The sequence below is a fragment of the Dyella sp. 01N36 genome (assembly GCF_056399745.1).
Genome location: NZ_JBFTRY010000026.1, coordinates 1 through 20,791 on the forward strand (window position 1 = coordinate 1; position 20,791 = coordinate 20,791).

At 58.8% G+C, this 20,791-nt stretch carries 22 protein-coding genes and 1 pseudogene; 15 read left to right on the forward strand and 8 right to left on the reverse strand.

The window, feature by feature from the left end; genetic code table 11:
• Together AC1DMG_RS07915 and AC1DMG_RS07920 are read left to right on the forward strand one after the other, a co-directional pair.
• Positions 1-149: ATP-binding protein (locus tag AC1DMG_RS07915; protein ID WP_477180387.1), on the forward strand; the 149-nt coding region annotated here is incomplete at its 5' end.
• Positions 150-883: 734 nt separating this feature from the next.
• Positions 884-1,114, forward strand: coding sequence for a hypothetical protein (locus AC1DMG_RS07920; protein WP_477180371.1), 231 nt, complete (start codon positions 884-886; stop codon positions 1,112-1,114).
• A 13-nt stretch (positions 1,115-1,127) separates the two neighbouring features.
• Here the strand turns inward: AC1DMG_RS07920 and AC1DMG_RS07925 are convergent, their stop codons facing one another.
• Complete coding sequence (locus AC1DMG_RS07925) at positions 1,128-1,331, reverse strand: hypothetical protein (RefSeq protein ID WP_477180372.1); 204 nt, start codon at positions 1,329-1,331, stop codon at positions 1,128-1,130.
• Between AC1DMG_RS07925 and AC1DMG_RS07930 the strand changes: the two genes are divergently transcribed.
• The 3 genes from AC1DMG_RS07930 (at position 1,321) to AC1DMG_RS07940 (ending at position 3,678) form a co-directional block, all read left to right on the forward strand.
• Positions 1,321-2,316 carry a hypothetical protein gene (locus AC1DMG_RS07930; protein ID WP_477180373.1) on the forward strand — a complete coding sequence of 332 codons (996 nt, stop codon included), beginning with the start codon at positions 1,321-1,323 and terminating at the stop codon, positions 2,314-2,316. The two genes, AC1DMG_RS07925 and AC1DMG_RS07930, sit on opposite strands and share 11 nt — an antisense overlap.
• A 348-nt stretch (positions 2,317-2,664) precedes the next feature.
• A complete protein-coding gene (locus tag AC1DMG_RS07935) occupies positions 2,665-3,081 on the forward strand; it encodes a hypothetical protein (protein ID WP_477180374.1) in 417 nt (138 codons plus the stop codon).
• Between the two features lie 363 nt (positions 3,082-3,444).
• Entirely contained in the window at positions 3,445-3,678 is a 234-nt protein-coding gene (locus tag AC1DMG_RS07940; protein ID WP_477180375.1) for a type II toxin-antitoxin system Phd/YefM family antitoxin, read from the forward strand.
• Between the two features lie 328 nt (positions 3,679-4,006).
• On the opposite strand, the gene AC1DMG_RS07945 is transcribed toward AC1DMG_RS07940, so the two are convergent.
• Positions 4,007-5,485: an NRAMP family divalent metal transporter gene (locus tag AC1DMG_RS07945; RefSeq protein ID WP_477180376.1), complete on the reverse strand. Its 1,479-nt coding sequence runs from the start codon at positions 5,483-5,485 to the stop codon at positions 4,007-4,009.
• A gap of 246 nt (positions 5,486-5,731) precedes the next feature.
• On the opposite strand from AC1DMG_RS07945, the gene AC1DMG_RS07950 reads away from it, so the two are divergent.
• Positions 5,732-6,217, forward strand: a complete 486-nt coding sequence (locus AC1DMG_RS07950; RefSeq protein ID WP_477178676.1) for a DUF6496 domain-containing protein — start codon at positions 5,732-5,734, stop codon at positions 6,215-6,217.
• A gap of 113 nt (positions 6,218-6,330) precedes the next feature.
• On the opposite strand, the gene AC1DMG_RS07955 is transcribed toward AC1DMG_RS07950, so the two are convergent.
• On the reverse strand, positions 6,331-7,311 hold the full coding sequence (locus tag AC1DMG_RS07955; RefSeq protein ID WP_477178675.1) for an SDR family oxidoreductase: 981 nt from the start codon (positions 7,309-7,311) through the stop codon (positions 6,331-6,333).
• Positions 7,312-7,833: 522 nt separating this feature from the next.
• The gene (locus AC1DMG_RS07960; protein ID WP_477180377.1) at positions 7,834-8,652 is read right to left on the reverse strand and encodes an ATP-binding protein; all 819 of its coding nucleotides are present in this window, start codon (positions 8,650-8,652) and stop codon (positions 7,834-7,836) included.
• 227 nt (positions 8,653-8,879) lie between these two features.
• Between AC1DMG_RS07960 and AC1DMG_RS07965 the strand changes: the two genes are divergently transcribed.
• The 3 genes and pseudogenes from AC1DMG_RS07965 to AC1DMG_RS07975 form a co-directional block, all read left to right on the forward strand.
• Positions 8,880-9,437, forward strand: a complete 558-nt coding sequence (locus AC1DMG_RS07965) for a hemerythrin domain-containing protein (RefSeq protein ID WP_477178672.1) — start codon at positions 8,880-8,882, stop codon at positions 9,435-9,437.
• Entirely contained in the window at positions 9,438-10,016 is a 579-nt protein-coding gene (locus AC1DMG_RS07970) for a cysteine hydrolase family protein (RefSeq protein WP_477178671.1), read from the forward strand.
• Positions 10,017-10,286: 270 nt separating this feature from the next.
• A pseudogene (locus tag AC1DMG_RS07975) lies at positions 10,287-10,427 on the forward strand (transposase); the annotation flags it as partial.
• Positions 10,428-11,265: 838 nt separating this feature from the next.
• Here AC1DMG_RS07975 and AC1DMG_RS07980 read toward each other — a convergent pair.
• Together AC1DMG_RS07980 and AC1DMG_RS07985 are read right to left on the reverse strand one after the other, a co-directional pair.
• On the reverse strand, positions 11,266-11,445 hold the full coding sequence (locus AC1DMG_RS07980; RefSeq protein ID WP_477180378.1) for a DUF3606 domain-containing protein: 180 nt from the start codon (positions 11,443-11,445) through the stop codon (positions 11,266-11,268).
• A 185-nt stretch (positions 11,446-11,630) separates the two neighbouring features.
• On the reverse strand, positions 11,631-12,098 hold the full coding sequence (locus AC1DMG_RS07985; protein ID WP_477178669.1) for an Hsp20 family protein: 468 nt from the start codon (positions 12,096-12,098) through the stop codon (positions 11,631-11,633).
• Between the two features lie 829 nt (positions 12,099-12,927).
• Here AC1DMG_RS07985 and AC1DMG_RS07990 point away from each other — a divergent pair.
• Positions 12,928-13,173 carry a hypothetical protein gene (locus tag AC1DMG_RS07990; RefSeq protein ID WP_477178668.1) on the forward strand — a complete coding sequence of 82 codons (246 nt, stop codon included), beginning with the start codon at positions 12,928-12,930 and terminating at the stop codon, positions 13,171-13,173.
• A 190-nt stretch (positions 13,174-13,363) separates the two neighbouring features.
• Here AC1DMG_RS07990 and AC1DMG_RS07995 read toward each other — a convergent pair whose 3' ends face one another.
• Positions 13,364-14,254, reverse strand: a complete 891-nt coding sequence (locus AC1DMG_RS07995; protein ID WP_477180379.1) for a LysR family transcriptional regulator — start codon at positions 14,252-14,254, stop codon at positions 13,364-13,366.
• A 108-nt stretch (positions 14,255-14,362) separates the two neighbouring features.
• On the opposite strand from AC1DMG_RS07995, the gene AC1DMG_RS08000 reads away from it, so the two are divergent.
• The 3 genes from AC1DMG_RS08000 to AC1DMG_RS08010 all read left to right on the forward strand — a co-directional run bounded on the left by AC1DMG_RS08000 (position 14,363) and on the right by AC1DMG_RS08010 (position 16,646).
• Entirely contained in the window at positions 14,363-15,097 is a 735-nt protein-coding gene (locus AC1DMG_RS08000; RefSeq protein WP_477178666.1) for an SDR family NAD(P)-dependent oxidoreductase, read from the forward strand.
• Positions 15,098-15,181: 84 nt separating this feature from the next.
• Positions 15,182-15,949 carry an SDR family NAD(P)-dependent oxidoreductase gene (locus AC1DMG_RS08005; RefSeq protein WP_477180380.1) on the forward strand — a complete coding sequence of 256 codons (768 nt, stop codon included), beginning with the start codon at positions 15,182-15,184 and terminating at the stop codon, positions 15,947-15,949.
• A 64-nt stretch (positions 15,950-16,013) separates the two neighbouring features.
• Complete coding sequence (locus AC1DMG_RS08010) at positions 16,014-16,646, forward strand: class I SAM-dependent methyltransferase (protein ID WP_477178664.1); 633 nt, start codon at positions 16,014-16,016, stop codon at positions 16,644-16,646.
• 273 nt (positions 16,647-16,919) lie between these two features.
• Here the strand turns inward: AC1DMG_RS08010 and AC1DMG_RS08015 are convergent, their stop codons facing one another.
• Positions 16,920-17,267, reverse strand: a complete 348-nt coding sequence (locus AC1DMG_RS08015; protein WP_477178663.1) for a response regulator — start codon at positions 17,265-17,267, stop codon at positions 16,920-16,922.
• Between the two features lie 775 nt (positions 17,268-18,042).
• On the opposite strand from AC1DMG_RS08015, the gene AC1DMG_RS08020 reads away from it, so the two are divergent.
• Entirely contained in the window at positions 18,043-18,510 is a 468-nt protein-coding gene (locus AC1DMG_RS08020; protein ID WP_477178662.1) for an Hsp20 family protein, read from the forward strand.
• Between the two features lie 380 nt (positions 18,511-18,890).
• Positions 18,891-20,477 (forward strand): PAS domain-containing protein, encoded by a 1,587-nt coding sequence (locus tag AC1DMG_RS08025; protein ID WP_477180381.1) that lies wholly within the window; start codon positions 18,891-18,893, stop codon positions 20,475-20,477.
• Positions 20,478-20,791: the final 314 nt, after the last annotated feature.

Consider the following 20,791-nt stretch of genomic DNA (forward strand, 5'->3'; position numbering starts at 1 on the left):
GCTTCGCCGAGTGGGCCAGCGTCTTTGGCGATGCCAAGATGACCACCGCGTTGCTCGACCGCCTTACGCATCGCTGCCACATCCTGGAAACCGGCAACGACAGTTACCGCTTCAGAAACCACGTTACGGACACCGGAAAGGAGCGCTAAACCTCACCTTCATCTATCACCTGAGCTAACCTGACGCACAAACGGGTGGCTCACTTTTCGATGAAAAGCCCGGCTCAGTTTTCGGCGGAAATCAACACGAAGGCGCTCGAAAGCGTCATTGGACAATAACTGAAATTATTGGCCATTGAAGAGTAGGGTAATAGTATAGCAATTTCAATGGCTTATACGTCATTCTTCACAAGATAGTCCATGACACTTGGCCCACGCCCCAAATCCGCTCATACGACCGAAACAGGCCTGCCTATGTCCAGGCTATCGATAGCGTGCGCTTGCCGCGCGCGACCGACCGGAGGCGCGCGGCTGTCGCGGGATCTGAGACGCGGCTGGGCCAGCATGCCGACGAACAGTCGGGGAGGACAGGTCGATGTCGTACGTATCGCGGATGTGTGCACGGCTGCTGCTGCCGAGTGCACTGCCCTTGCTGGCCTCGCTTCTGATCGCCCTGGTTGCGCAGACCTTGTCGCGCTTGCCGCTCGCCCTGGGTGGCGCCCCAGCGCGGCCCGATTTGCCCGGCGATATCGTGGCCGTCGGCGCCGGCCTCAGCGCCCTCTACTACGGAATCCAGGGGGTGCGGCTCTGGCGCTGGCGTCAAGGCCGTGCGGACTCGTGTTATGTATGCACCTGCTTGCTGGGCCGCGAACGTCAAGGTCGCTGGGGAGATTACCGGCGGTGCCTGGGTTGCGGTAAAAATCACTCACGCTAAGGAGCGATGCATGGCGACCAAATTGCCGCGAGGACTGGATGGACGCACCCGTGATCAGAATCCCCCGAAGGCCGGTGAAATTCGTCAGAAGCGAGGGGACACCAAGCTGAGCACCTTGCGCCGCGAATACGGCGACGGGTTTGCCGCAGGCATTCGCTCGGATGCCACGCTTGAAACCGTGCGTGAGCGCACCGGGAAGAGTCTGCATCAACTGGTCCGCGACATGCCCAAGAAAAAATGATCGTCGATGGGCGCTAGCGTGACCGTCCGATCTCAAACCAACCACGGTAGACCGATTGAAGGACTTGCGCATCCACCAATGCGTGATGGCGGCGGCGAGCGAGTTCCGCGTCCTTGGCAAAGGCGACACGGATCCGATCCAGCAGGCTTTCCGAGTAACGCAGCTCGGCCCGATATGCGGGCGTCTGCTGGGTCGCGGCCAGCATCGTGTCGAGCAACGCAAAATCGTTGGCGTGGGTAGTGCCGCTGTTTGCTCACCGCGACCCTGCCATTTCACTAGAAGATGCCAGCGACCTTATTCGGGGTACGCTGGTTGAGGATTCCTACGAACCAATCGTCCAGCAGCAGTTCGCGCTATTCAACGACCCTGTCGAGGCTGTCCGCGGTCTTTATAGCGTTGGGTTTATTGGCGTTCGGGATCGCACGTCGGGCAACTACGTGTTCTGTCATGACGGCCGGAAGCCCGATAAAGATCTTCTTATCGGTGAATCACTAATGGTGCATCCATGCTACTGGATGGCCCTAAACCTAAATCGCTCCCACGCTTCCGAGTCCGAAATTTCGGAAATATACGATGAGTATGACGTCTCTGTGGCATCGGAAACGCCATCACAACGGGCAAAGAGCATTGGTCAGCTTGAGGCTGCGTTACGAGAGATCGAGGAAGGCGAGGCCGGCTGGTCACAGTTCGAGCAATGGTGCCTTCGGGTCGTTCGCGTCCTGTTTGCCGCCGGCCTTCGAAACATCCAGCTCAATCCGAACGCCGGCAACCTGCAACGACGTGATGTCATTGGCACCAATCATGGAGCGACACCGTTTTGGAGGCGCGTCTTGGAGGAGTATGACTCCCGTCAAGTGATCTTCGAATGCAAAAATTTCCGCGAGCTGAAGCGGGAACAGTATTGGCAGATGAACAGCTATCTATGCCAAGACTATGGGCGAATCGGCTTCTTTATAACTCGTGATGATGACATCAATCTACGCAATGACAGAGAGCTAGGCTGGGCTCGCGAGCTAAAGCACCAGCACGGCAAGGTCGTCATCAAACTGACGGCGGACTATTTGGTACGCCTGCTAGGGAAGGTTCGCAGCCCCGCCAAACACGACGCTGCAGACGATGGGCTGGACAGCCTCTTGGACACCTATGTCAGGAATTACTATGGTGAGCAGGTCGTGCCTAGAAAGAAGCGCAGGTCTCACTGATAGACCGAGCTGCGATGCTTGGAGAGAGAGCCAGTCTGACATTGGAAACTGTCAGCTAGTCACTGCGACAGTCAATCACGCTTCCGCTGAGAAATCACATGGATGTCCACGTCGAGGTATGCCGCACGTTGTCTCCGACGGAGTATGGCCCTGAGGCCAGGCTGGCATCTTATTCTGGCGATATAGTTCGCCCTGAGGATTCGCGAAAGATAGGGCGCGTGCGTGACCATGGACCGATGCGAAATTGTCTACGGAGGCATAAGTCGCAGCCTTTGCGACGATGCCAAAGGAACCTGTGTGCCGTTCTATGGTTGGAGGTAATCTGTGCTACGACTGGACCGCACTACGTTGAAATATCTGCCGCGCCCAGTGTTTGAGATCCAAGCAGAGTGCCTGCCCAGCGGCGAGGTTCGGGTGGCGGTGATGGTCGGGCAGGGGCTGTGTTCGCAAGTAACCGAGTTCGCGCCAACAGAACCTGTGACGCTTAATAGATGGCTTCTAAATTGGCTGCTCGGGTTGTCGTACTTTGAGCAAGGTCATGGCGTCTGGCAGAGCGTGGCCAGCCAGGCGGCCGAAGCGATTACGCAATKGGCAAGCTCTGGCGATGCACATGCACCAGTCCGGCGCTTCGGATTTCTTGGCGACAAAATAGTAGTGCCTGACGATTTTGATCAGATGGATGCCAGTGATGCTTTCTCCAAGCCCGGATCTCAGCCCGACGATCGCAGCAGCTTGAATGGGAACAACAAGATCCCCGCGCGCTGAAGCAAAGGAATCAAAGTTTCACACAAGTGCCTTACCGGGCGCGGTGGTTGATGTGTCCGAGCGTCTTACGATGCTCAAACGCTGAAACAAAGAAACCAAAGTCCCTTAAAGACTGTGCCGCTGCGATCATCGTCATTTGCCAGCGTCGGTACAGCCTTTGAGGGACTTGAGCGCAGTGGCTTAGTTTTAGGTATAGCAATGGCACAGCCTACGTGTAGCACCGGCACAGACTTAGCCGATGCAGTCACAAGTTTGCAGCCCTTTACGGCTCGTCCGCGCGCGAAACCCTAGGGCACTCGATCGGCATAACTGTGTTCTATGATTTCGTAGAACACAGCCCCATGGGTAGATAAGGACCTAGTCATGGAAGTCTATGACGTTTCCTACGTGCAGCAACATTTGGAGCGACTCATCGATGGAGCCACCCAGGGACACCCGTTTCTCATCGCGGTGGCTGGGCGACCGGTTGTCCGAGTTCAAAGTGTTAGCGAGGAAGTGCGTCCGCCAGTCCGTCGTTTTGGGTTTCTAGCCGACGCGATCAAAGTGCCTGACGACTTTGATCGGATGGACTATGGCGACACGTTTGCCGAACTGTGATCGAGAGATCGCAAAGTGCACTAGCGACTGCCCACCTCGAGGAGAGCTATCTGCAGGGCAATGGCGAAGGTAGCAACTAAAGTTGCCAGTTTTTCTGAGTTGCTAGATTCGGGTTAAAAACAATTGGAATCGGCGGGGAAGTGTGAATCCGCAAGTCATTGATTTGGCGTTGATGGCGATCCATGTGGTCCCATCGCAGCGCATCCCCTAACGCAGTCAAGATTGCCGATTTCTTCCGATGTGCGGGTTGCGTTGACCGCATTTGCCGACACGCGCTAAAGCTTGTGCAAGCGCGGCGGAATTCCAGCCTCCTTGTGTGATCATAAGGTTAAGGGTACCTGGATAGTTGGCGGCTACTCCCTCCAATCTCCTGCTGTGGTGCCCACACTACCTTCGCAGCTGGACCCAGAGGAGCGTCGAGCGAGATTGACAAAAGCGGCTGCCTTAGTCGGGGGCGATCTCTGGGGAGATCGTAAATTGCACCTACGTGGCGACTAAGGATTGAGCGCATACCTTGTGCATAGGCTCGCAATAGCACCTGCTTTGCCAGGGTAGCGACGAGATGAAGCTGTTCAGGTGAAAGTTCAGAGATCGCTGCCGCACCTTGGTCGACAACCATGCGATCAACAACGTCGACTGTAAGCTCCCGTATGACAACACGGACTGATTTGTCGATCGAAGCGCAATCGAGCACCCCTCCGTCGCTTGTTCTAAGTACGGGCAAGAACGTAATTTCTGAATGTAGTCGCGAGGATGAGCCTGCTGGTCGCTTAGAATGATGTGGATCGTCGTTTGGATAGATTCGGAGAAGATCGCCTTCGAAGAAAGTCCGTTGGGGCAGCTTCTCGACGATATTTTGAGCTACGGCTCGAAGTGGTCGAAGAAGGCAGGACGGAATGTCGAGCGCGCGATTCTCAGCGACCGGGATCTTTCTTAAGGCGAGAATGACTCCCTGATCATCTACAGATTGCCGGCATAGATCCTTTGGCGCAATCGTTCGAGCCTGACACCGTGGCCCAAGGTGGCGGGTGGTGTCCATCGCTATGCGCCTCAACGCATCGGGTGCTTGTTCGTCGGCACGTTTAAGAGGCTCCCGCTCATCGCTCTCCCGAATCTCCTCGACTTCCTGGGCTGCCTGCCAGCAGAAAAGGTAAGGGCTGATGGTCGTGCCTAAGAGGGCGACGATGGCCGTTAGATAAGCAGCGTTCCACTGGAGATGAGGGAATACCGTCGACTTGAGAGCCTCGCCCCAGGGAACCTTCACTACCAGAGCGGTCGCCACGTAGGAGAACAGACTGAGAGCCAGCACCTTGAGATACGGCGAATACTTGTTGAACGGAACGAATACCTGCAACGCAGTCGATATCGCGGCGAGCGCCACGCCATACGCTACGGCGGGCCCGCCTACGAGCAGCTGGATCGCCGATCCCATCGCCGCGAGGTCTGCGCCGACGTTAATGACATTGGCAACGATCAAGAGTGTGACCAGCGACCAGACGGCGGTGTTGGGGAAGTTTCGCGAGAGATTGTCGGCCAGTCCTCGCCCCGTCACGCGGCCCACGCGAGCGCTCACCATCTGGATGGCGATCATCAAGGGAATGGTCAGCAAGATGATCCACAGGAGCGCATAGCCAAACTTGGCGCCCACCTGCGAATACGTGGCAACGCCGCTGGGATCGTCGTCAGCTGCACCCGTGACGAAGCCGGCGCTCAGTCGCTTCCACCACGAATCGGACTTTGACTTTGACTTCGGCTGGTCGACGTTTGCCAAAGACTCCAGGGCAACTTTTTCGTCTCCGCCACTCATGAACGGCCACTCCAGAACATCGCGCTATGGTCATCCAGGTTCTGTGATGTATCGGCGAGTGCGAGGCAATCCTTAGGTGAAGGCCGTCAGCGCAACAAAAGCGACCATGGTCCTCCTTTGGCGTCGCGCGTGTGCGATCCGATGCCCGTTCAAATATGCCCATTCACTTTTCAGGCTCAAGGCTTTGACGCGTTCTGGACTTCAGGGGAGATAGATATCTGAAAACTCGTTCAAGAGGTTCAGGCCATGCCAGAAGCGAAGGCGAAGAAGGCGGCCTCGCGCGACAAGCGCGAGGGCAAGTCTAAGAGCACCCAGGCGGGCGAGTACGTGCACGAGGAAATCAAGCATGTGCGCAAAGGCAAGCACGGCGCCAAGTCGGCAAAGCAAGCGATTGCCATTGGCTTGTCGAAGGCACGACGCGCCGGAGTGAAAGCGCCAGTAAGCAAGTCCGCCAAGAAATCAACCAAGCGCAAGGCCGCGCAGGACGAGAAGGCTTCTAGCCAACGCCGGAAGACATCCTCAACGCGTTCGCACGCAACAAAAGAGGTGTTGAAGAAGGAAGGTCGCAGCGCCGCATCTCATGCCGAACTCTCAAAGCAGGCCATGGGAAGCGCCAAGAAACGCACCGCATCCTCACGCTCGACCGCCGCCAAGAAAGCTGCCCGCACCAAGGGTGCCGAAGGGCGTTCCGCTGCGGCAAAGAAGGCGGCGAGAACACGTAAGAGGGCTTGATCAACCTTGGCGTCGGTCGCGACGAATGGACCCAGGCGTGGCGCTCACCTGCACGGAATGAATAGGTGACCGCAGCCATTGTGGCTATATCGCCGTGCTAAGGAAACGTTTCGTCAGCCGGTCGGTCCGCCGATGATGGGGAGCACGGCGCCGGTGATGTAGCTGGCACAGCTGGGTGCGGCCAGAAAGACATAGGCAGGCGCGATCTCCTCAGGCTGGGCCGGCCGGCCCATGGGGTTCTGGGTGCCGAACTTTTGCACGCCCCGGGCGGGCCTGTCCGCTGGATTCAAAGGTGTCCACACCGGACCTGGCGCCACCGCGTTGACACGGATTCCCTTCTTGACCAGGTTGCTCGCCAGCGACTTTGTGAACGCGTGAATGGCGCCTTTGGTTGCGGAGTAATCGAGCAGCTGGCCGTTGCCAAATAAACCCGTTTCCGAGCCGGTATTGATGATGCAGGAGCCTTCTTTGAAATGCGGAAGCACAGCTCGTGCCATATGCATGTAGCCAAAGATGTTCGTGCGGAAGGTCATTTCGATCTGATCGTCTTTGATATCCGTGAGCGAATCGGCATGCTCCTGGAATGCCGCGTTATTGACCAGGACGTCGACTTGGCCGAACTCGTCAACGGTCTTCTTAACTGCCGCATTGCAAAAGGCGCTGTCGCTTACATCTCCAGCAATGAGAAGGCAGCGCCGGCCTTCTCTTTCCACGGCGCGCGCTGTCTCACATGCGTCGTCATGTTCTTCCAGGTATATCACGGCGACATCAGCACCTTCGCGGGCGAACAACACGGCAACGGCTCGCCCGATGCCTGAGTCTCCACCCGTGATGATGGCAACACGTTCTTTCAGCTTTTCGCTGCCCCGATAGTCGGGAGCTTCATACTGGGGTCGAGGCCGAAGCTTGGATTCTTTGCCTGGCTTGGCCTGGTGTTGGGCGGGAAGCGGATTCACCGGATGTTTCCGCGTACCCGCTTGGACGGCAACCTTTTTTGTAGACTTAGTTGCCGCTTTAGACTTTTTGGCGTCCTGCGCATCACGTTTCTTCTGGATATCGCGCTGTCGCGTAGCAGTTCGCGTTCCGGTTGCCATGTGACGGCCTCCGCAAATGAAGAGCCGAGAGACTGCACCTGACTCCATCACGGTCATGTCAAAGCCACATCACGAATGCGCATTGGTCGTTTTCATCTGTCATCGATTGGCGGAGAAAGCGGAATAGGCATCCGCACTTTTGCAAGCGACCTTTATCCGCGCCGCGGCGTGCGGGCATCGCCATCACCTCGCCGAGCGGCACGAAGATTTATCGAGTCCCGTTTTCCAGAGGGCGGCGACTGACTTTTGGTGGTGCTGTCTCGAAGCTGCGATTTGCGGATTCGAACCACTGCCCGACGATAAAAATGCGGGATGTCGTTAGCTTCGACTTCAGACCGCCATATATTGGCCAAGTGGTCCTTCGGAGCTGCCAACTGTGACTGCTGCCGATACTCAGCGGGCGGAATGCCCATGGCACGTCGAAAGGCCCGACTGAAATTGGCGGGGCCGCTGAAGCCGAGGCACTGAGCCGAAGCGCTCGCGAGGCCCACCCCTCGCTGATCCGGCAAGCACCAGGCAACGTCACCACTCATGTCTCGCAGCCCCATTGGCGACTGAGGTGTCGGTGATGCGTTCGATCACAGCGCGAAGATCGTTACGTGTAAAGGGCTTGGCCAGCCGCACGATGTCCTCAGGGGCGCCGGAAGGCAACTCGGCGTAGCCCGATGCCAGCACTATCGGCAGCAACGGATGCCGTTTCCTCAACTGCTGGACCAGGTCCAGGCCGTTCATGTGTGGCATGGCGTAGTCGGTGATGACTGCATCGATGTCTTCGCGCCCTGCCATGAGACGCAGCGCTTCCTGAGCAGAGTGAGCCTCCACCACGCGATGGCCCAGATCATCTAACAAGGCGCTCAGCGTCATGGCAATCAGGGGGTCATCGTCAACCACTAAAATCGTACTGGGGGCGCCAATCGACGCCAGCGAAGGAGCTGGGGTGACTTGCTGCGTCGTCGCTGCCGTTGCGGGACGCGGCGCGACCGGCAGCCACAACTCGACGGTAGTCCCTTGCCCCGGAGCACTACGCAACACGAGGCGGCCTCCCGATTGCTCCGCCAAGCCGTGCACCATCGACAACCCCAGTCCCGTTCCTTTCCCAACGCCTTTGGTGGTAAAGAACGGTTCGGTGGCCCGCGCCAATGTGCCGGCATCCATGCCCGTACCCGTGTCGATCACCGACAAGCACACATAGCGGCCAGACGGCAATGAGGTGCGGTGGCCTACGTGCACGGCGTCCTCGCGAGCAGCCAGCACGATACGCCCGCTTTCGGCTATCGCGTCGCGTGCATTGGCCACCAGGTTGAGCAAGGCCAGTTCCAACTGATTGCTATCAATGAGCACAGCCGGCAACGTTAACCCCAATGAATGGCGCGCTCAGTGATTTGTCGTCCCCAGTGATGGCAGAGCGTAAGGCCCCACCGACCAGGACTAAGACAATGACGTCGAAAGCCGACATTTCGCCGAACGCCCGCTTGCCGCAGAGTCTCATCAGGACGAGCAGACCCAAATAGGTTAAGGCGCCGCGTCCTGCGTAATGCCACCAGGGCTCGGTTAACGCAAACGTTGACATGGCCTTCTCATCCCTCCTGCAGCGCGATCACGGCGTCAATCGCACGATTCTGCGTCATATTCCTTCGCCAAAGGTAATCCCCATGGACGCGATTCAACTGCTTAAAGCGGATCATCAAACTGTGAAGGGACTATTGGAAGAGCTAACAGAAACTACCTCCCGCGCGGTCAAACGCCGAGGGGCACTGGCTCAAGAGATCCAGATCAATTTGCATGCCCATACGACGATCGAAGAAGAGATTTTCTATCCTGCCTATCGTGATGCCGGCGGCAAAGAGCAGGAGAAGGTGTACTTCGAGGCACTGGAAGAACATCGTGCGGCGGAAGACCTGGTGTTGCCAGATCTTTTGAATACCGCGCCCGATTCTGCGCAGTTCTCAGGTCGCGCCAAAGTGCTTAAGGAGCTAATTGAGCACCACATTGAGGAAGAAGAGGAGGAGTTGTTCAAGCAGGCCAAACAATTGCTCGACAAGGACACGCTGAAAGCTCTAGGTGAAAGCATGGCTAAACGCAAAGAAAAAATACTGGCCGAGAGTAAAAAGGCGGCGGAGCCGTAAATGGCCCACGAACGTCGACAGGCGCTTCTCATTATCGACGCCTTCAGCGATTTCAATTTTCCAGACGGCGAAGCGCTTAGTGCAGCGCTACTGCGTGTCGCCCCAACCATTGCAGCCACGGCCGCCGCCTGTCGGCGCATGCGGCGACCAGTGGTGTACTGCAATGACAACTTCGGCCGATGGCACGAATCCTGGGAAACCATCCTGGAGTCCACTGCCAGGGAAGGTACCGGCGCATCTGCCGAGCTCTTCGCCCGTTTGTGTCCTCGGCCCGGTGATATCGTTCTGCTCAAATCGCGCCATTCTGCGTTTTTCCATACGCAGCTGCCTTCCCTAGTGCAGGATCTGAAGATACGCAGCGTAGCGCTGGCCGGGGTCGCTACCGATGCGTGCATCTTGTGTTCGGCCATTGATGCACATGTACGCGATCTAGACGCGCAAGTCCTGAGCGATGCCACTGCGGCGGCATCGACGGTGCGCCACGAGCGTGCGCTGCTTCAGCTGCACGAAGGCATGGCACTGGGAGTCCAAACACACGCCGCTTGGCTTGAGCACGCTACTTCTCACAATGGCGCCTGAACGAGGCTGACTACTGAATGCCCAATGTTCGAGCACCGTAAGAAACTGCACGACATCAGAGAAACATTTGCAAGCATGCTCGATGCGCGATGCGCGTGGAGTGATCGACGCAACTGCACGGACAACGCCTGGTTTATTGGCCGGTACAACGTATCGGTATTCAATGATGACTCGACTGGCCGAATGGCCTGAGCTGTCGCCTTGGCAGGGCTGATGAACTTTAGGGACTGTCCTGCTGGCGGGCCCTTTGTCGAATGGACTGCCCCGGGAATGGCGGCACTTCCAGCCTATGACTTGAGCATAGGAGGAAGCCCCACGACCAGTCAGCGGTTTACCTCGGAATTCAAAGAAGAGGCGGTCCGACAAGTGGTCGGCCGCGGCCACTCGGTCGCCGAAGTGGCCGCGCGCCTTCGCAACTCCCGTCTGGCACTCTCAGATGCCGTAGGTGGGAGGAGTCCATCCCATTGCTTTCGATCCAGAGTAGACCTAAATGTTGAAGGTGACAGGGGAGATATGGTTGCCCGGGGGTTCCATGAGAACCGGTCGGTTAAGACTCGCTTTGCCTCGCCTGCGGCGTTCTGATCAAGACGTTCTGCGATGAAGCGGTGTTGCTTCCCCGAGAACAAAGCCGAGCTGAAGCATGCGATTTGGCGATACCACGGCAAGCCCACCTCGGAGTGATTGCGGTCAGGCGGCTCCCGGCTCCTTGGCTGCCGCCTTTACTATTTCTACACCGAAGAAATTCTAATTTTGCTCATGGCAGGGGGGCCGTTTTTGCGAGGTGATTTGGCAATGCGAGACGTCGTAGGGTTGCATCAGGGTGTCCACTACGAAGCGACGTATCAAGAGCAGGGCGACGGCGCGATCTGGACGGCTACGTTGGCGCGGGGCAGTGACCTGCTGCTGGCCGAAGGATTCGTTGCAACGTCTAATACCGACGGCTTGGACGTGTCAGTGGAGGTCCATCTAGCCGTCCAACGCCATATCGATGAGTTTGTAAGCCTGTCTCAGGCTAGCAACTGGCCGCTGCGGTACGCGATAGGCGGATAGAAAGAGGGGCGGCCCGAGGATCACAGGCTGCCCCCGCGCCCGCCCATTGGCTCCGACGGCACAGGGACGTGGCCATAGGCCACGGAACGAGCGCCAACTGGGCGAGTGCGTGCCCAGGGTACGTCCGCCCGGGTGGTCGCGTGGTCGGCGCATCGTCGAAACGACCATCACGGAAGAGCGTGCTTCGTGAAGGCCGCGCTTAATTCCTGCCGAGGGCCTTGGCCACGTCCCTGGCCATCACACCGGCTCGCCTCACAGCCTCCTTGAGCTGCGCCTCGGTGATGCCCCATTTTTGGGTCCAGTAGCGAACCTCATAGTCCTCATTGATGTTTACGCGATCGGCATCGCGCGGGCCACGGTTGGTTTTGTCGTCTGACATGGCGGTATCCCTGCTAGTGGAGCCATACAAATCGCACTGAGTAGGTCATCGCGTGGTCAACGTCGCGCGACGGTCGGGGTAGTTCCAATAAGGGAGTCCAACGAAAAAGGGGGCGGCGGCTCAAGGCCACCGCCCAAAATGCCAGGGAGTGAAACGGAGACCTAACTAGGGGTGCGGTGCTTTAACTAGGCCGCTTGGGTCTCTAGACGACGGGACTCCGCCAACGCCTTATCGACCGTGCCAATGGGTATTTGGCGAGGCTTAAGCGCTTCGGGAATCTCGCGCTTGAGGTCGATCACGAGAAGCCCGTCGCGCAGATCCGCGGACAACACTTGCATGTGTTCGGCAAGTTCGAAGCGGCGGGTAAACGGCCGATTGGCGATCCCGCGATGGAGAACCTCGCCAATATGATCCGTGTGGCGCTCGCCGCTGACGGTGAGCATGTTGTCCTGAAGCGAGATCTGCAGGTCGTCGCGCGTGAATCCGGCAACGGCCATGGTGATTCGATACTGGTCATCGCTGACCTTTACCGAATCGAAGGGCGGCCAGTTATCGGGCTGCTGCGTCCTGGCAGCACTCTCGAGGAGTTCGAAGACGCGATCGAAGCCAATGCTTGAGCGGTGTAGTGGTGAAAAATCGAGCACAGTGCGCATAGCCATATCCTCTGGTAAGCAACATGGATTAGGGACTGTCACCGCGCCGCGAGGCGCGGCGTCCGCCGATCCCGTAGCGATCGGCGGCGCAAAAAGATACTCATCGCCGAACACTTGGCAAGGGGGTTTAGCGGGCTCCGTTTAGCGTTTATTTCTATTCGGAAAAAATKGCGCAGCGCGGTCAAAGCTGGAGTTCCTGCCAGGCGCATTCGCAGCTAGGCAAGCGTTGCAGGCAGGTTCGCGACGGCGCGCGGCAGTCGGGCTTAGGCGAGCGGCGAATGATCCACCATCCGGTTGCGGCTATGGCTGCGCCGCCCTAATCTGGTTCGGCACAACCAGTCTTCACAGTGGGAGGCTCCATGGTCGTTCAGATTCTTGCCTAGGATCGCGCTCGCCGTCTCACTGTTGCTGGCCCATCTCTCGTCTTCCGAGGGTCTTTTCGGTCGAAAGCTAGACTGAATTGCGCCGCCAAGCGGGTGATCTGCCGGGCGTCTCAACGAGCGTCGCTTGGTGAATCGGCCTATAGTCGCCACATGGGCTGGATCGTCTATTACGAGCACGACAACAGCGGCTTTTGGGTCGTGACTGAGAACGGGCAGGGTAGAGCCCGCTGCGGCCCCTTCGAATCGGAGGCCGATGTTCTGGACGCCGCAGTGGACCAGCGGCAGCGCCTTCGCGATAGATTAGGTTTTGCTGCGTTTGCTGGCGTCGCCATTTTGTAGCATGCCAATTGGCCCGATCTGGCGCAGGAAATCATGATTGATGGCTGCTCAGGAAAGCGTAAGGGGGCCGCGAACATAGTCGCGCCCCCGTCTAACGAGACTGTCCAGTGAGCTACACCCGAGAGCAGCTGACGGCCATTTTCGATGAGCTGGATACGGAATTGCGACGCCTCCAGTGGGCCGGTCGGCCGGAAGAAGAACTCTGGGACGCCTTCGAACGGCTGATCCACATGCCATCGATCGCCATCGACCACCGAGACCGCCTCTGGTGGTGGGGGCAGGTGTACTCCGCAATGGAACGGCATGGGCTAACGGAGCTCAGCAGTGCGCGCGTAGCTCGCGAATTTCCATGAAGGGCCGGACGTCGCCCTCGCCCGGAGGTGAGACGTTATGCCGACAAATGAGACATCACGCTGACGGCTTGAGACGCCTCGCCGATCAAGATGAGACGCTACGCCGATTTGGACCGTCACTCGCGCGTGCCCCTCACGCTTTCGCGCCCTCGGCCGAGAGGGGGTATCGTCTGGCTTCCTTTGGGATTCGCTAGGACTTGCCTAGAAGCTCGACCAGTCGTGACTCGCATCGGGAGAGGTCATAACCCCGTCGTTGCGAGATCACGAACGTGAGCGGACCGAGGTGCCAGGCGCGGCGTTCGAGTTCGACGAGCTCGCCGCTCGCCAGGTCCTCGCCGACGAGGTGTCGCGGCATGTGCCCCCAGCCGAGCCCGCCCTTGAGTAGATCACGCTTGGCGCCGAGATCGTTGACCAGCCACAGGCGCTTGCCGGCCACGCCCTGTTGGGTCTTTTCCGCTTCCGGTTGGTTGTCCGTCACGACAATCTGGACATGCCGACCGAACTCGTCCACGGGTATGGGTTTCGGTGTCGAAGCGAGCGGATGGGATGGCGCACACAGCGTCACCATCTCTGCCTCGCACAGCCAGTGGCGTTCCATGGCATCCGGGCTCACCTCCGGCACATTCTGGACAGTGACGGCCAGCGCACACATCTTTTCGAGCACCAGTCTCTCGCCCCCCTGCATGGTCGTGATGCGCAGGTTGATCGCGGCGGTAGGGAACTCTGCCTGCAGCGTTCGCAAACCCTCGATCAGCGGGGCACGCGGGAAGTAGACATCGACCGCCACCGAGAGCTGGGGCGCCCCGGCGCGGGCGATCGAGTCGGCACGGGTCTTCATTTCTTCCGTGCGTGAGATCACCGCCCGCGCGTCCGGCAGGAGGCTACGCCCCGCTGCGGTGAGCTGTGCCTTGCGGGTATCGCGATCGAACAACTCCACATCGAAGGCGCTTTCCAGCGCCTTGATCGCGTGGCTGATGGCCGACTGCGCACGGCTGAGCTTCTGCGCCGCCCCCGAGAAGCTTCCCTGATCGCATACCGCAACGAACGCACGCAGCTGGTTGATGGTGACGTTGTCGAGCACATTAATCCAATAAATAGATCGAATTAAGCGATTTTTCGTCAATTGTCTTGATGCGTCAAGCGACCCATCTTTGTCTGAGCCTTAAACACAAAACGAAGGATGCATGACGTGAACAGACTGATTGGGAAGACCGCCGTGATCACGGGCGGCGCGACGGGTATCGGCCGCGCCGCCGCAAAGCGCTTCATCGAAGAGGGCGCCTTTGTCTTCATTTTTGGCCGCCGGCAGGACGTGCTCGACGCCGCCGTTGCCGACCTCGGGCCCCATGCCCGCGCGGTGAAGGGCTCGATCTCGGATGAGGCCGACCTCGGCCGACTCTACGCGGCGGTGAAGGCCGAGCGGAGCACCCTCGACATCGTCTTCGCCAATGCCGGGACGGGTAGCCCGCTTGCCCTCGGTCAGATCACCGCCGAGCACATCGACGAAACCTTCGACACCAACGTGAAGGGCACGATCTTCACGGTCCAGAAGGCGCTGCCGCTGATGGGCGAGGGCGGTTCAATCATCCTGACCGGATCGAGCGCCGGCACCACGGGCGCCCCGGCATTCACCGCTTACAGCGCGAGCAAGGCGGCGGTGCGCAACCTCGCAAAGACCTGGGCGGAGGAGCTGAAGGGCACCGGTATCCGGGTGAACGTGCTTTCGCCCGGAGCGACGGCGACCGAGCTGGCAAAGGAGGCGTTGGGCGAAGAAGGCCAGAAGGCCTATGGCGCGATGACACCACTGCAGCGCATGGCCGATCCGTCGGAGGTCGCGGCGGCGGCTGCCTTTCTCGCTTCGCCTGACAGCAGCTTCATGACCGCCAGCGAGCTCGCCGTCGACGGCGGCCTGGCACAACTCTGACGCGCTGCGCCTGGGCGGCCACTCCCTTCGATATCCGGAGCCCGCACGGCGCAGTCAACCATGAAATGCAAAAAGGAAAAGCGCATGAACAACCATAGTGAACAAAAACTGGCGGGCAAGATTGCGGTCGTTACCGGCGGAAGCAGCGGGATCGGCCTGGCCACAGCCAAGCGCTTCGTGGAAGAAGGTGCGCACGTCGTGATCACGGGGCGACGAGAGAAAGAGTTGAAGGAGGCCGCGGCCTTCATCAAGAGCAACGTGACGACAGTCGTCGGCGACGTGTCGCGCCTGGACGATCTGGACCGGCTCTATGGCGTTGTGAAAGAGAAACATGGCCACATCGACATTCTCTTCGCGAACGCAGGCGCGGGGACCATCGCACCGCTCGAGGTAGCTACCGAGGCTCATTTCGACCAGACCTTCGACGTGAACGTGAAGGGTGTGTTCTTTACGGTGCAGAAGGCCCTTCCTCTCTTCAAGGATGGCGGCTCGATCATCCTGAACTCTTCGGTCTCCAACGTGTTGGGGCTGCCGGGGTTCAGTGCGTACGCCGCGAGCAAGGCGGCCGTGCGCAACCTCGCGCGCGCCTGGACCTTGGAGCTGAAAGACCGAAGGATCCGCGTGAATTCGATGAGCCCCGGGCCCATCGATACCCCGGCCCTGGAGACGACGACGGGCCTTACCGCAGAACAGGCCAAGGAAGCAGCCGCCCAGTTTGCCACGCAGGTCCCGATGGGCCGCAGGGGCGTGCCCGATGAAATCGCCGCGGCCGTTGCATTCCTCGCCTCCGATGAAAGTTCTTACATCACGGGTATCGATCTCGCCGTCGATGGGGGCATGGCGCAGGTCTGACCCCGACGTGGTCCCACGGCTGCGCCAGTCGTGGGACCACACTTACCCCGCCAAGGAGATTCCCATGTACGACCAATCCACACTTTCCGAGTTGATCCGTTTCGCACGCGTCGATGCAGGCGCCATCATCATCGACGTTTACCCGGGTGATGGCGACTGGACCCGAAGCTTCTCCGACATCGTCGGTCCTGAGGGGCAGGTCTACAGCTTCGTGCCGGCTGAAGTCGCCCACTTCAAAAACGATCCGCTCGGCAACATGCGCAGGCTGGCGAAGGAGCCGGGCCGGGAGAACGTCCAAGCCGTCTCGGCGGACCTCGTGGCGATGCGGAAGGTCACGCAACCGGCGGATGTGTTGTGGTTGCACTTGTTCTACCACGACCTGCACACCGACCTGATGCAGGCCAGAGGCGCGACGGCGGCCGACTTCAATCGAGCCGTCTACGAGCAGCTGAAGCCTGGTGGTTCGTATGTCATCGTCGACCATGCGGCCGCCGTCGGGGCGGGCACGAGCGAGACTAGGTCGCTGCATCGGATCGAACCTCGATCCGTGCGCCAGGAGGTGGAAGCAGCCGGCTTCATTTTGGACGCCAAGAGCAACATGCTTGCGAACAACGAGGATTCGCATTCGGTCAAGGCATTCGATCCGTCCATCAAGGGCGGCACCGATCGCTTTGTCTATCGGTTTGTGAAGCCCTGAGAGGTTTGGAATCCCCCGAAGCAGGGACGGAGGGAATGGATGCCCGTCCGGAGTCGATGCGCGGATTGCTGAGTGTGTGAAGTGGCGATGTCGGCTGATCTTGAAACGACGCCGCTCTTAAGAAGCCCGCGTATGCGTTCGTGGGGGTCTTCAAGTCTGGCGGTACATGAGTGCCCCCGTAGTGATGTTCTCTAAGAACGACATTCATGTTCGTTGCGCCACACGCAGCATATTGCAGCGGCACGAATGCATTGAGTTCCAGAGGTATCCCGATCAGTCCGAAGAACGCATGCGCTGGAGTTGATTCTCAAGATCTCTGAGCAGGAACGGTTTCGCCAGCACGGGAACGCCCTCCGGGATGGAGGCAAGCGCATCGCCTGGAAACCCCGTAATGACCACGATCATCAGGGAGGGATAGGTCGCTTTAGCTGCTGTTGCTAACGCAGCACCGTCCATGTCGCCAGGCATTCGGATGTCTGTTAGCAACAGGTCGAACGGCCCTTCGGAAGCGAGCATCGAGAGCGCATCAGCGCCATTGCTAACTGCGACGGTTTCAAACCCGATGAACTGCAGCATCTCGCAAAACAGCAGCCCAAGCGCCTCATCGTCGTCAACGATCAATGCCTTTCGCGGAGGATTGGAAGACGCGGTTGCGTCCGCAGATAGGTCATTCATTTAGCCCGAAGGCCACCCCTAATGTTCCGCGCGGTTATAGTTGTAGGCTCAAGACGTACAGCGGTAATGATCCCCTCAACGCGGTGACGCGCTGATAAAGGAAATGTCGGGCAAATACTCTGAACTAGTAAGTTTTGAGAAGGAATCGGCGAGCCAGAGTTGTTCGCTTGGCCTCAAGTCGCCGCCGCCAGGCGTCGAAATGGCGCGCATAGCGAGAAGGGTCACTGATATGCCGTCCACTTCCCGGCTATGCGCGAAACGTGCCCGGCTAGAAGCGGAAGTGCTGCCGAAGGGGCGCTTTGGGGTGTTCCAGGGTATGGTCCAAATGCTGTATTCGGCAGTGCGGCATCGAGATCGTGTCTGGAGGAGGGCATCTTTACGCGACGATGGAACGTCATGGCCTGACCGAACTTGGATGGAAGCCCCAAGTCATACGTACCCCCGCGCGGATGGATTCCTGCTTCTTCGCGAGTCAATGCGTCCCACAGCGTAGATCAACGAAGGGCCTGTCGAGACCTCTATGAAGGGCGCCGCACGCGCTCAGCGGCGAGGTCTCTGCCTTGGGCCTAAATGATCGCTTAATAGCGTTGGCGCGTGGTCTTGCCAACTGCGTGCCGATGATTATCTTTCCGCTTCGCCGATCGCTACGGGGTCGGCTCGCGTCGCGCCATGCGGCGCGGCGGCAGTCCACTTTTCCATGTTGCTTAATGAGGATATGGCAATGCGCACTGTGCTTGATTTCTCGCCGCTTCATCGTTCCAGCATTGGTTTTGACCGGGTCTTCGAACTTCTGGAAACGGCTGCTCGCAGCCCGCAACCGGACAGTTGGCCGCCCTTTGATTCCGTGAAGATCAGTGACGATCACTACCGGATTACCATGGCGGTCGCCGGGTTTGGGCGTGATGATCTGACCATCTCTTTGCAGGACAACTTGCTCACGGTCAGTGGTGAGCGGCGAACGGACCACATCGGCGAAGTGCTCCATCGAGGCATCGCCAACCGGCCGTTCTCCCGCCGCTTCGAACTGGCCGAGCACATGCAAGTCACTGGCGCGGGCCTTCAGGATGGCCTGCTTGTCATCGACCTCGAGCGCGAGCTGCCCGAGGCGCTCAAGCCGCGGCAAATCCCCATCGGGGTGAATGAGCTGTCGACCGCCGAGCCACGCCGGCTGCAGAACCAGGCGGCGTGATCATTAGCGTACTTCCCTGAGCGCGGTTTCTCGCCTAGTGGCACCGGCGGCGGGCGCGTCCGGTCGCCGGCCTTTAGCGAAAACGCTCCCTGCGATACGGATGAGGGCCCCGTGTCGCCGCACTTTGACTGCGTATTCCAGTAAAACACTAAGCTTCCCACCTTGATGAAGTGGGCCGCGGTCCTGGGAGATGTTGGGGCCAAAGCCATCGCCCGGGTCGGTTATAGGCACCGCCGCGACAACCATCTGCCATCAATCTATTTTTCTCACATGGGCTAGACAGCGGCAGGCGCATAGCTAGCGCGTTTATAAGGGGCTTTTGCTACCGGAGACGGGGCAAATGGCGGGTCGCTTCAATCACCCAACAACGATCACGGCGTATGACATCGCACAATTCCTCGGGTTCCGAACCCATAGCACTGCTCTCGGTGTTGCCTATCGATGACCGCTATCGCATGCTGGCTCGAGCACTGGAGGACAGCAGTCTCGGCTTGATCATTACAAGCGCTGAAGACGACAACCCGATCTTGTATGCGAACGCCGCCTTCCTTGATATGACCGGATACAGCACCGACGAGGTGCTGGGAAAAAACTGTCGATTTCTGCAAGGTCCGGATACGGATCCGGACACACGAGAAGAGATCAGAAGCGCCGTGGTCGAGCGACGCGAACTGATGGTGGAGGTTCTGAACTATCGAAAGGACGGAGCGTCTTTCTGGAACCTCATCCACATCCTTCCCCTTCTTGGGGCGGACGGAAGCATCAAGTATTTCTTTGGCTATCAACGCGACGTGACCCGGCGCAGGGTTGCCGAAGAAGGGCTACAGCAAGCTTTGAAGATGGAGGCGTTAGGGCGATTGACGGGTGGCTTGGCGCATGACTTCAACAATTTTCTGCAAGTTATCGTGGCTTCCTCCGAGCTGATCGAAAGCCGGTTGCGGAAGAAGGGCTATTGGACCGAGGATTTCGTTCGCCCGATCGATGCATCGCGCCGCGCGATCGCCAAGGCCTCGGAACTCACCAAGCAGCTGCTGGCTTTTTCTCGGCGTCAAAAGCTCAGCCCTACGAATTTGCAGATCAATGAGCTGATTGTCGGCATCCAGGACATGCTTACTCAGTCGCTGGGTGATCGCATCACAGTAAGCGTTAGGCTTGAGCCCGAACTGTGGTTCTGCCAGGCCGATGCGGCACAAATCGAAACGACGATTTTGAATATCGCCATCAATGCCAGGGATGCCCTGGAAGGCGCACCCAACCAGCAACTGACGATTCAAACTTGCAATCGCGACGTATCGATGGATCAAGCGAGGGACATGGATATCACGCCCGGCCAATACGTCGATGTCAGGCTCGTCGACAATGGCCCCGGCATTCCCAGGGAAATTCTCAAACGCGTTTTGGACCCCTTCTTTACAACAAAAGGTGGAAAGGGCACCGGACTTGGGTTGTGCATCGCGCACGGCATTGCCCGCCAATCGGGAGGCACGCTGTATGTCGAGAGCGTTGTGGGAGCCGGAACGTCGGTGCATATCCTCTTGCCGCGTGTCGAAGCCCCAGCCGAAGCGAAAGCACCGGCCGATGCGACCGGCGCCGTAAAGCGTCCCTCACGTGTGCGCCGTGTTTTGTTGGTGGATGACAACAAGGATGTTGCCGAATCGCTTGGTGATAGCCTAACGACCTCAGGCCTTCAGGTGGAACTAACTTTTTCCACGGAGGATGCGTTGAGCGCATTATCAGCGAAAGCGTTCGATGTTCTCATCTCGGATGTCATGATGCCTGGCGCCATGGACGGTATTGCGTTGGCGCAACGGGCCATCGTGGAGCACCCGAAGTTGCGGGTTCTGCTTCTGAGCGGGCACGTTGGCCGTGAACGCGAGGATGAGTTGAGTGGGTTTGCGCTGATCTACAAACCATGTAGCTCTGGCGAGTTGATCGCAGCGATCCAAAGTCTTTTCGAAGAGATATAGGCCTTTGCCGCCCGAATGGGCGCAGGGCCGCGACGTGATCTCCGCCCCTGCAGCGGCGGGATGCCGCCGCTGCAGGGTAGCTCGGTCGCTGACCGGCGGTCACTGCTGAGCGAAAGCGGACACTTGAGCAGGTGATTAGGTCAATTTATTGCGGGTAGGCGAATCCCCTCGAAGGCACGAATCCCCTACGAAGCGGACGTTTCGGGCGACATGGGCACCACGATTCTGATGATCGTCCACCGCCGCAAGGCGGCTGGTGGCAATTCACAGGATGCTGCCAAGGCCTGCAATGGCAGAATGTTGCAAGTCCGCCA

Bases quoted from the DNA above. Each gene is read 5' to 3' on its own strand.
- AC1DMG_RS07945 (WP_477180376.1), bottom strand. From the start codon at position 5,485: ATGAGTGGCGGAGACGAAAAAGTTGCCCTGGAGTCTTTGGCAAACGTC.
- AC1DMG_RS07980 (WP_477180378.1), bottom strand. From the start codon at position 11,445: ATGTCAGACGACAAAACCAACCGTGGCCCGCGCGATGCCGATCGCGTA.
- AC1DMG_RS07950 (WP_477178676.1), top strand. From the start codon at position 5,732: ATGCCAGAAGCGAAGGCGAAGAAGGCGGCCTCGCGCGACAAGCGCGAG.
- AC1DMG_RS07965 (WP_477178672.1), top strand. From the start codon at position 8,880: ATGGCCTTCTCATCCCTCCTGCAGCGCGATCACGGCGTCAATCGCACG.
- AC1DMG_RS07970 (WP_477178671.1), top strand. From the start codon at position 9,438: ATGGCCCACGAACGTCGACAGGCGCTTCTCATTATCGACGCCTTCAGC.
- AC1DMG_RS07985 (WP_477178669.1), bottom strand. From the start codon at position 12,098: ATGCGCACTGTGCTCGATTTTTCACCACTACACCGCTCAAGCATTGGC.
- AC1DMG_RS07940 (WP_477180375.1), top strand. From the start codon at position 3,445: ATGGAAGTCTATGACGTTTCCTACGTGCAGCAACATTTGGAGCGACTC.
- AC1DMG_RS08025 (WP_477180381.1), top strand. From the start codon at position 18,891: ATGACATCGCACAATTCCTCGGGTTCCGAACCCATAGCACTGCTCTCG.
- AC1DMG_RS07955 (WP_477178675.1), bottom strand. From the start codon at position 7,311: ATGGCAACCGGAACGCGAACTGCTACGCGACAGCGCGATATCCAGAAG.
- AC1DMG_RS07920 (WP_477180371.1), top strand. From the start codon at position 884: ATGGCGACCAAATTGCCGCGAGGACTGGATGGACGCACCCGTGATCAG.
- AC1DMG_RS08020 (WP_477178662.1), top strand. From the start codon at position 18,043: ATGCGCACTGTGCTTGATTTCTCGCCGCTTCATCGTTCCAGCATTGGT.
- AC1DMG_RS08010 (WP_477178664.1), top strand. From the start codon at position 16,014: ATGTACGACCAATCCACACTTTCCGAGTTGATCCGTTTCGCACGCGTC.
- AC1DMG_RS08005 (WP_477180380.1), top strand. From the start codon at position 15,182: ATGAACAACCATAGTGAACAAAAACTGGCGGGCAAGATTGCGGTCGTT.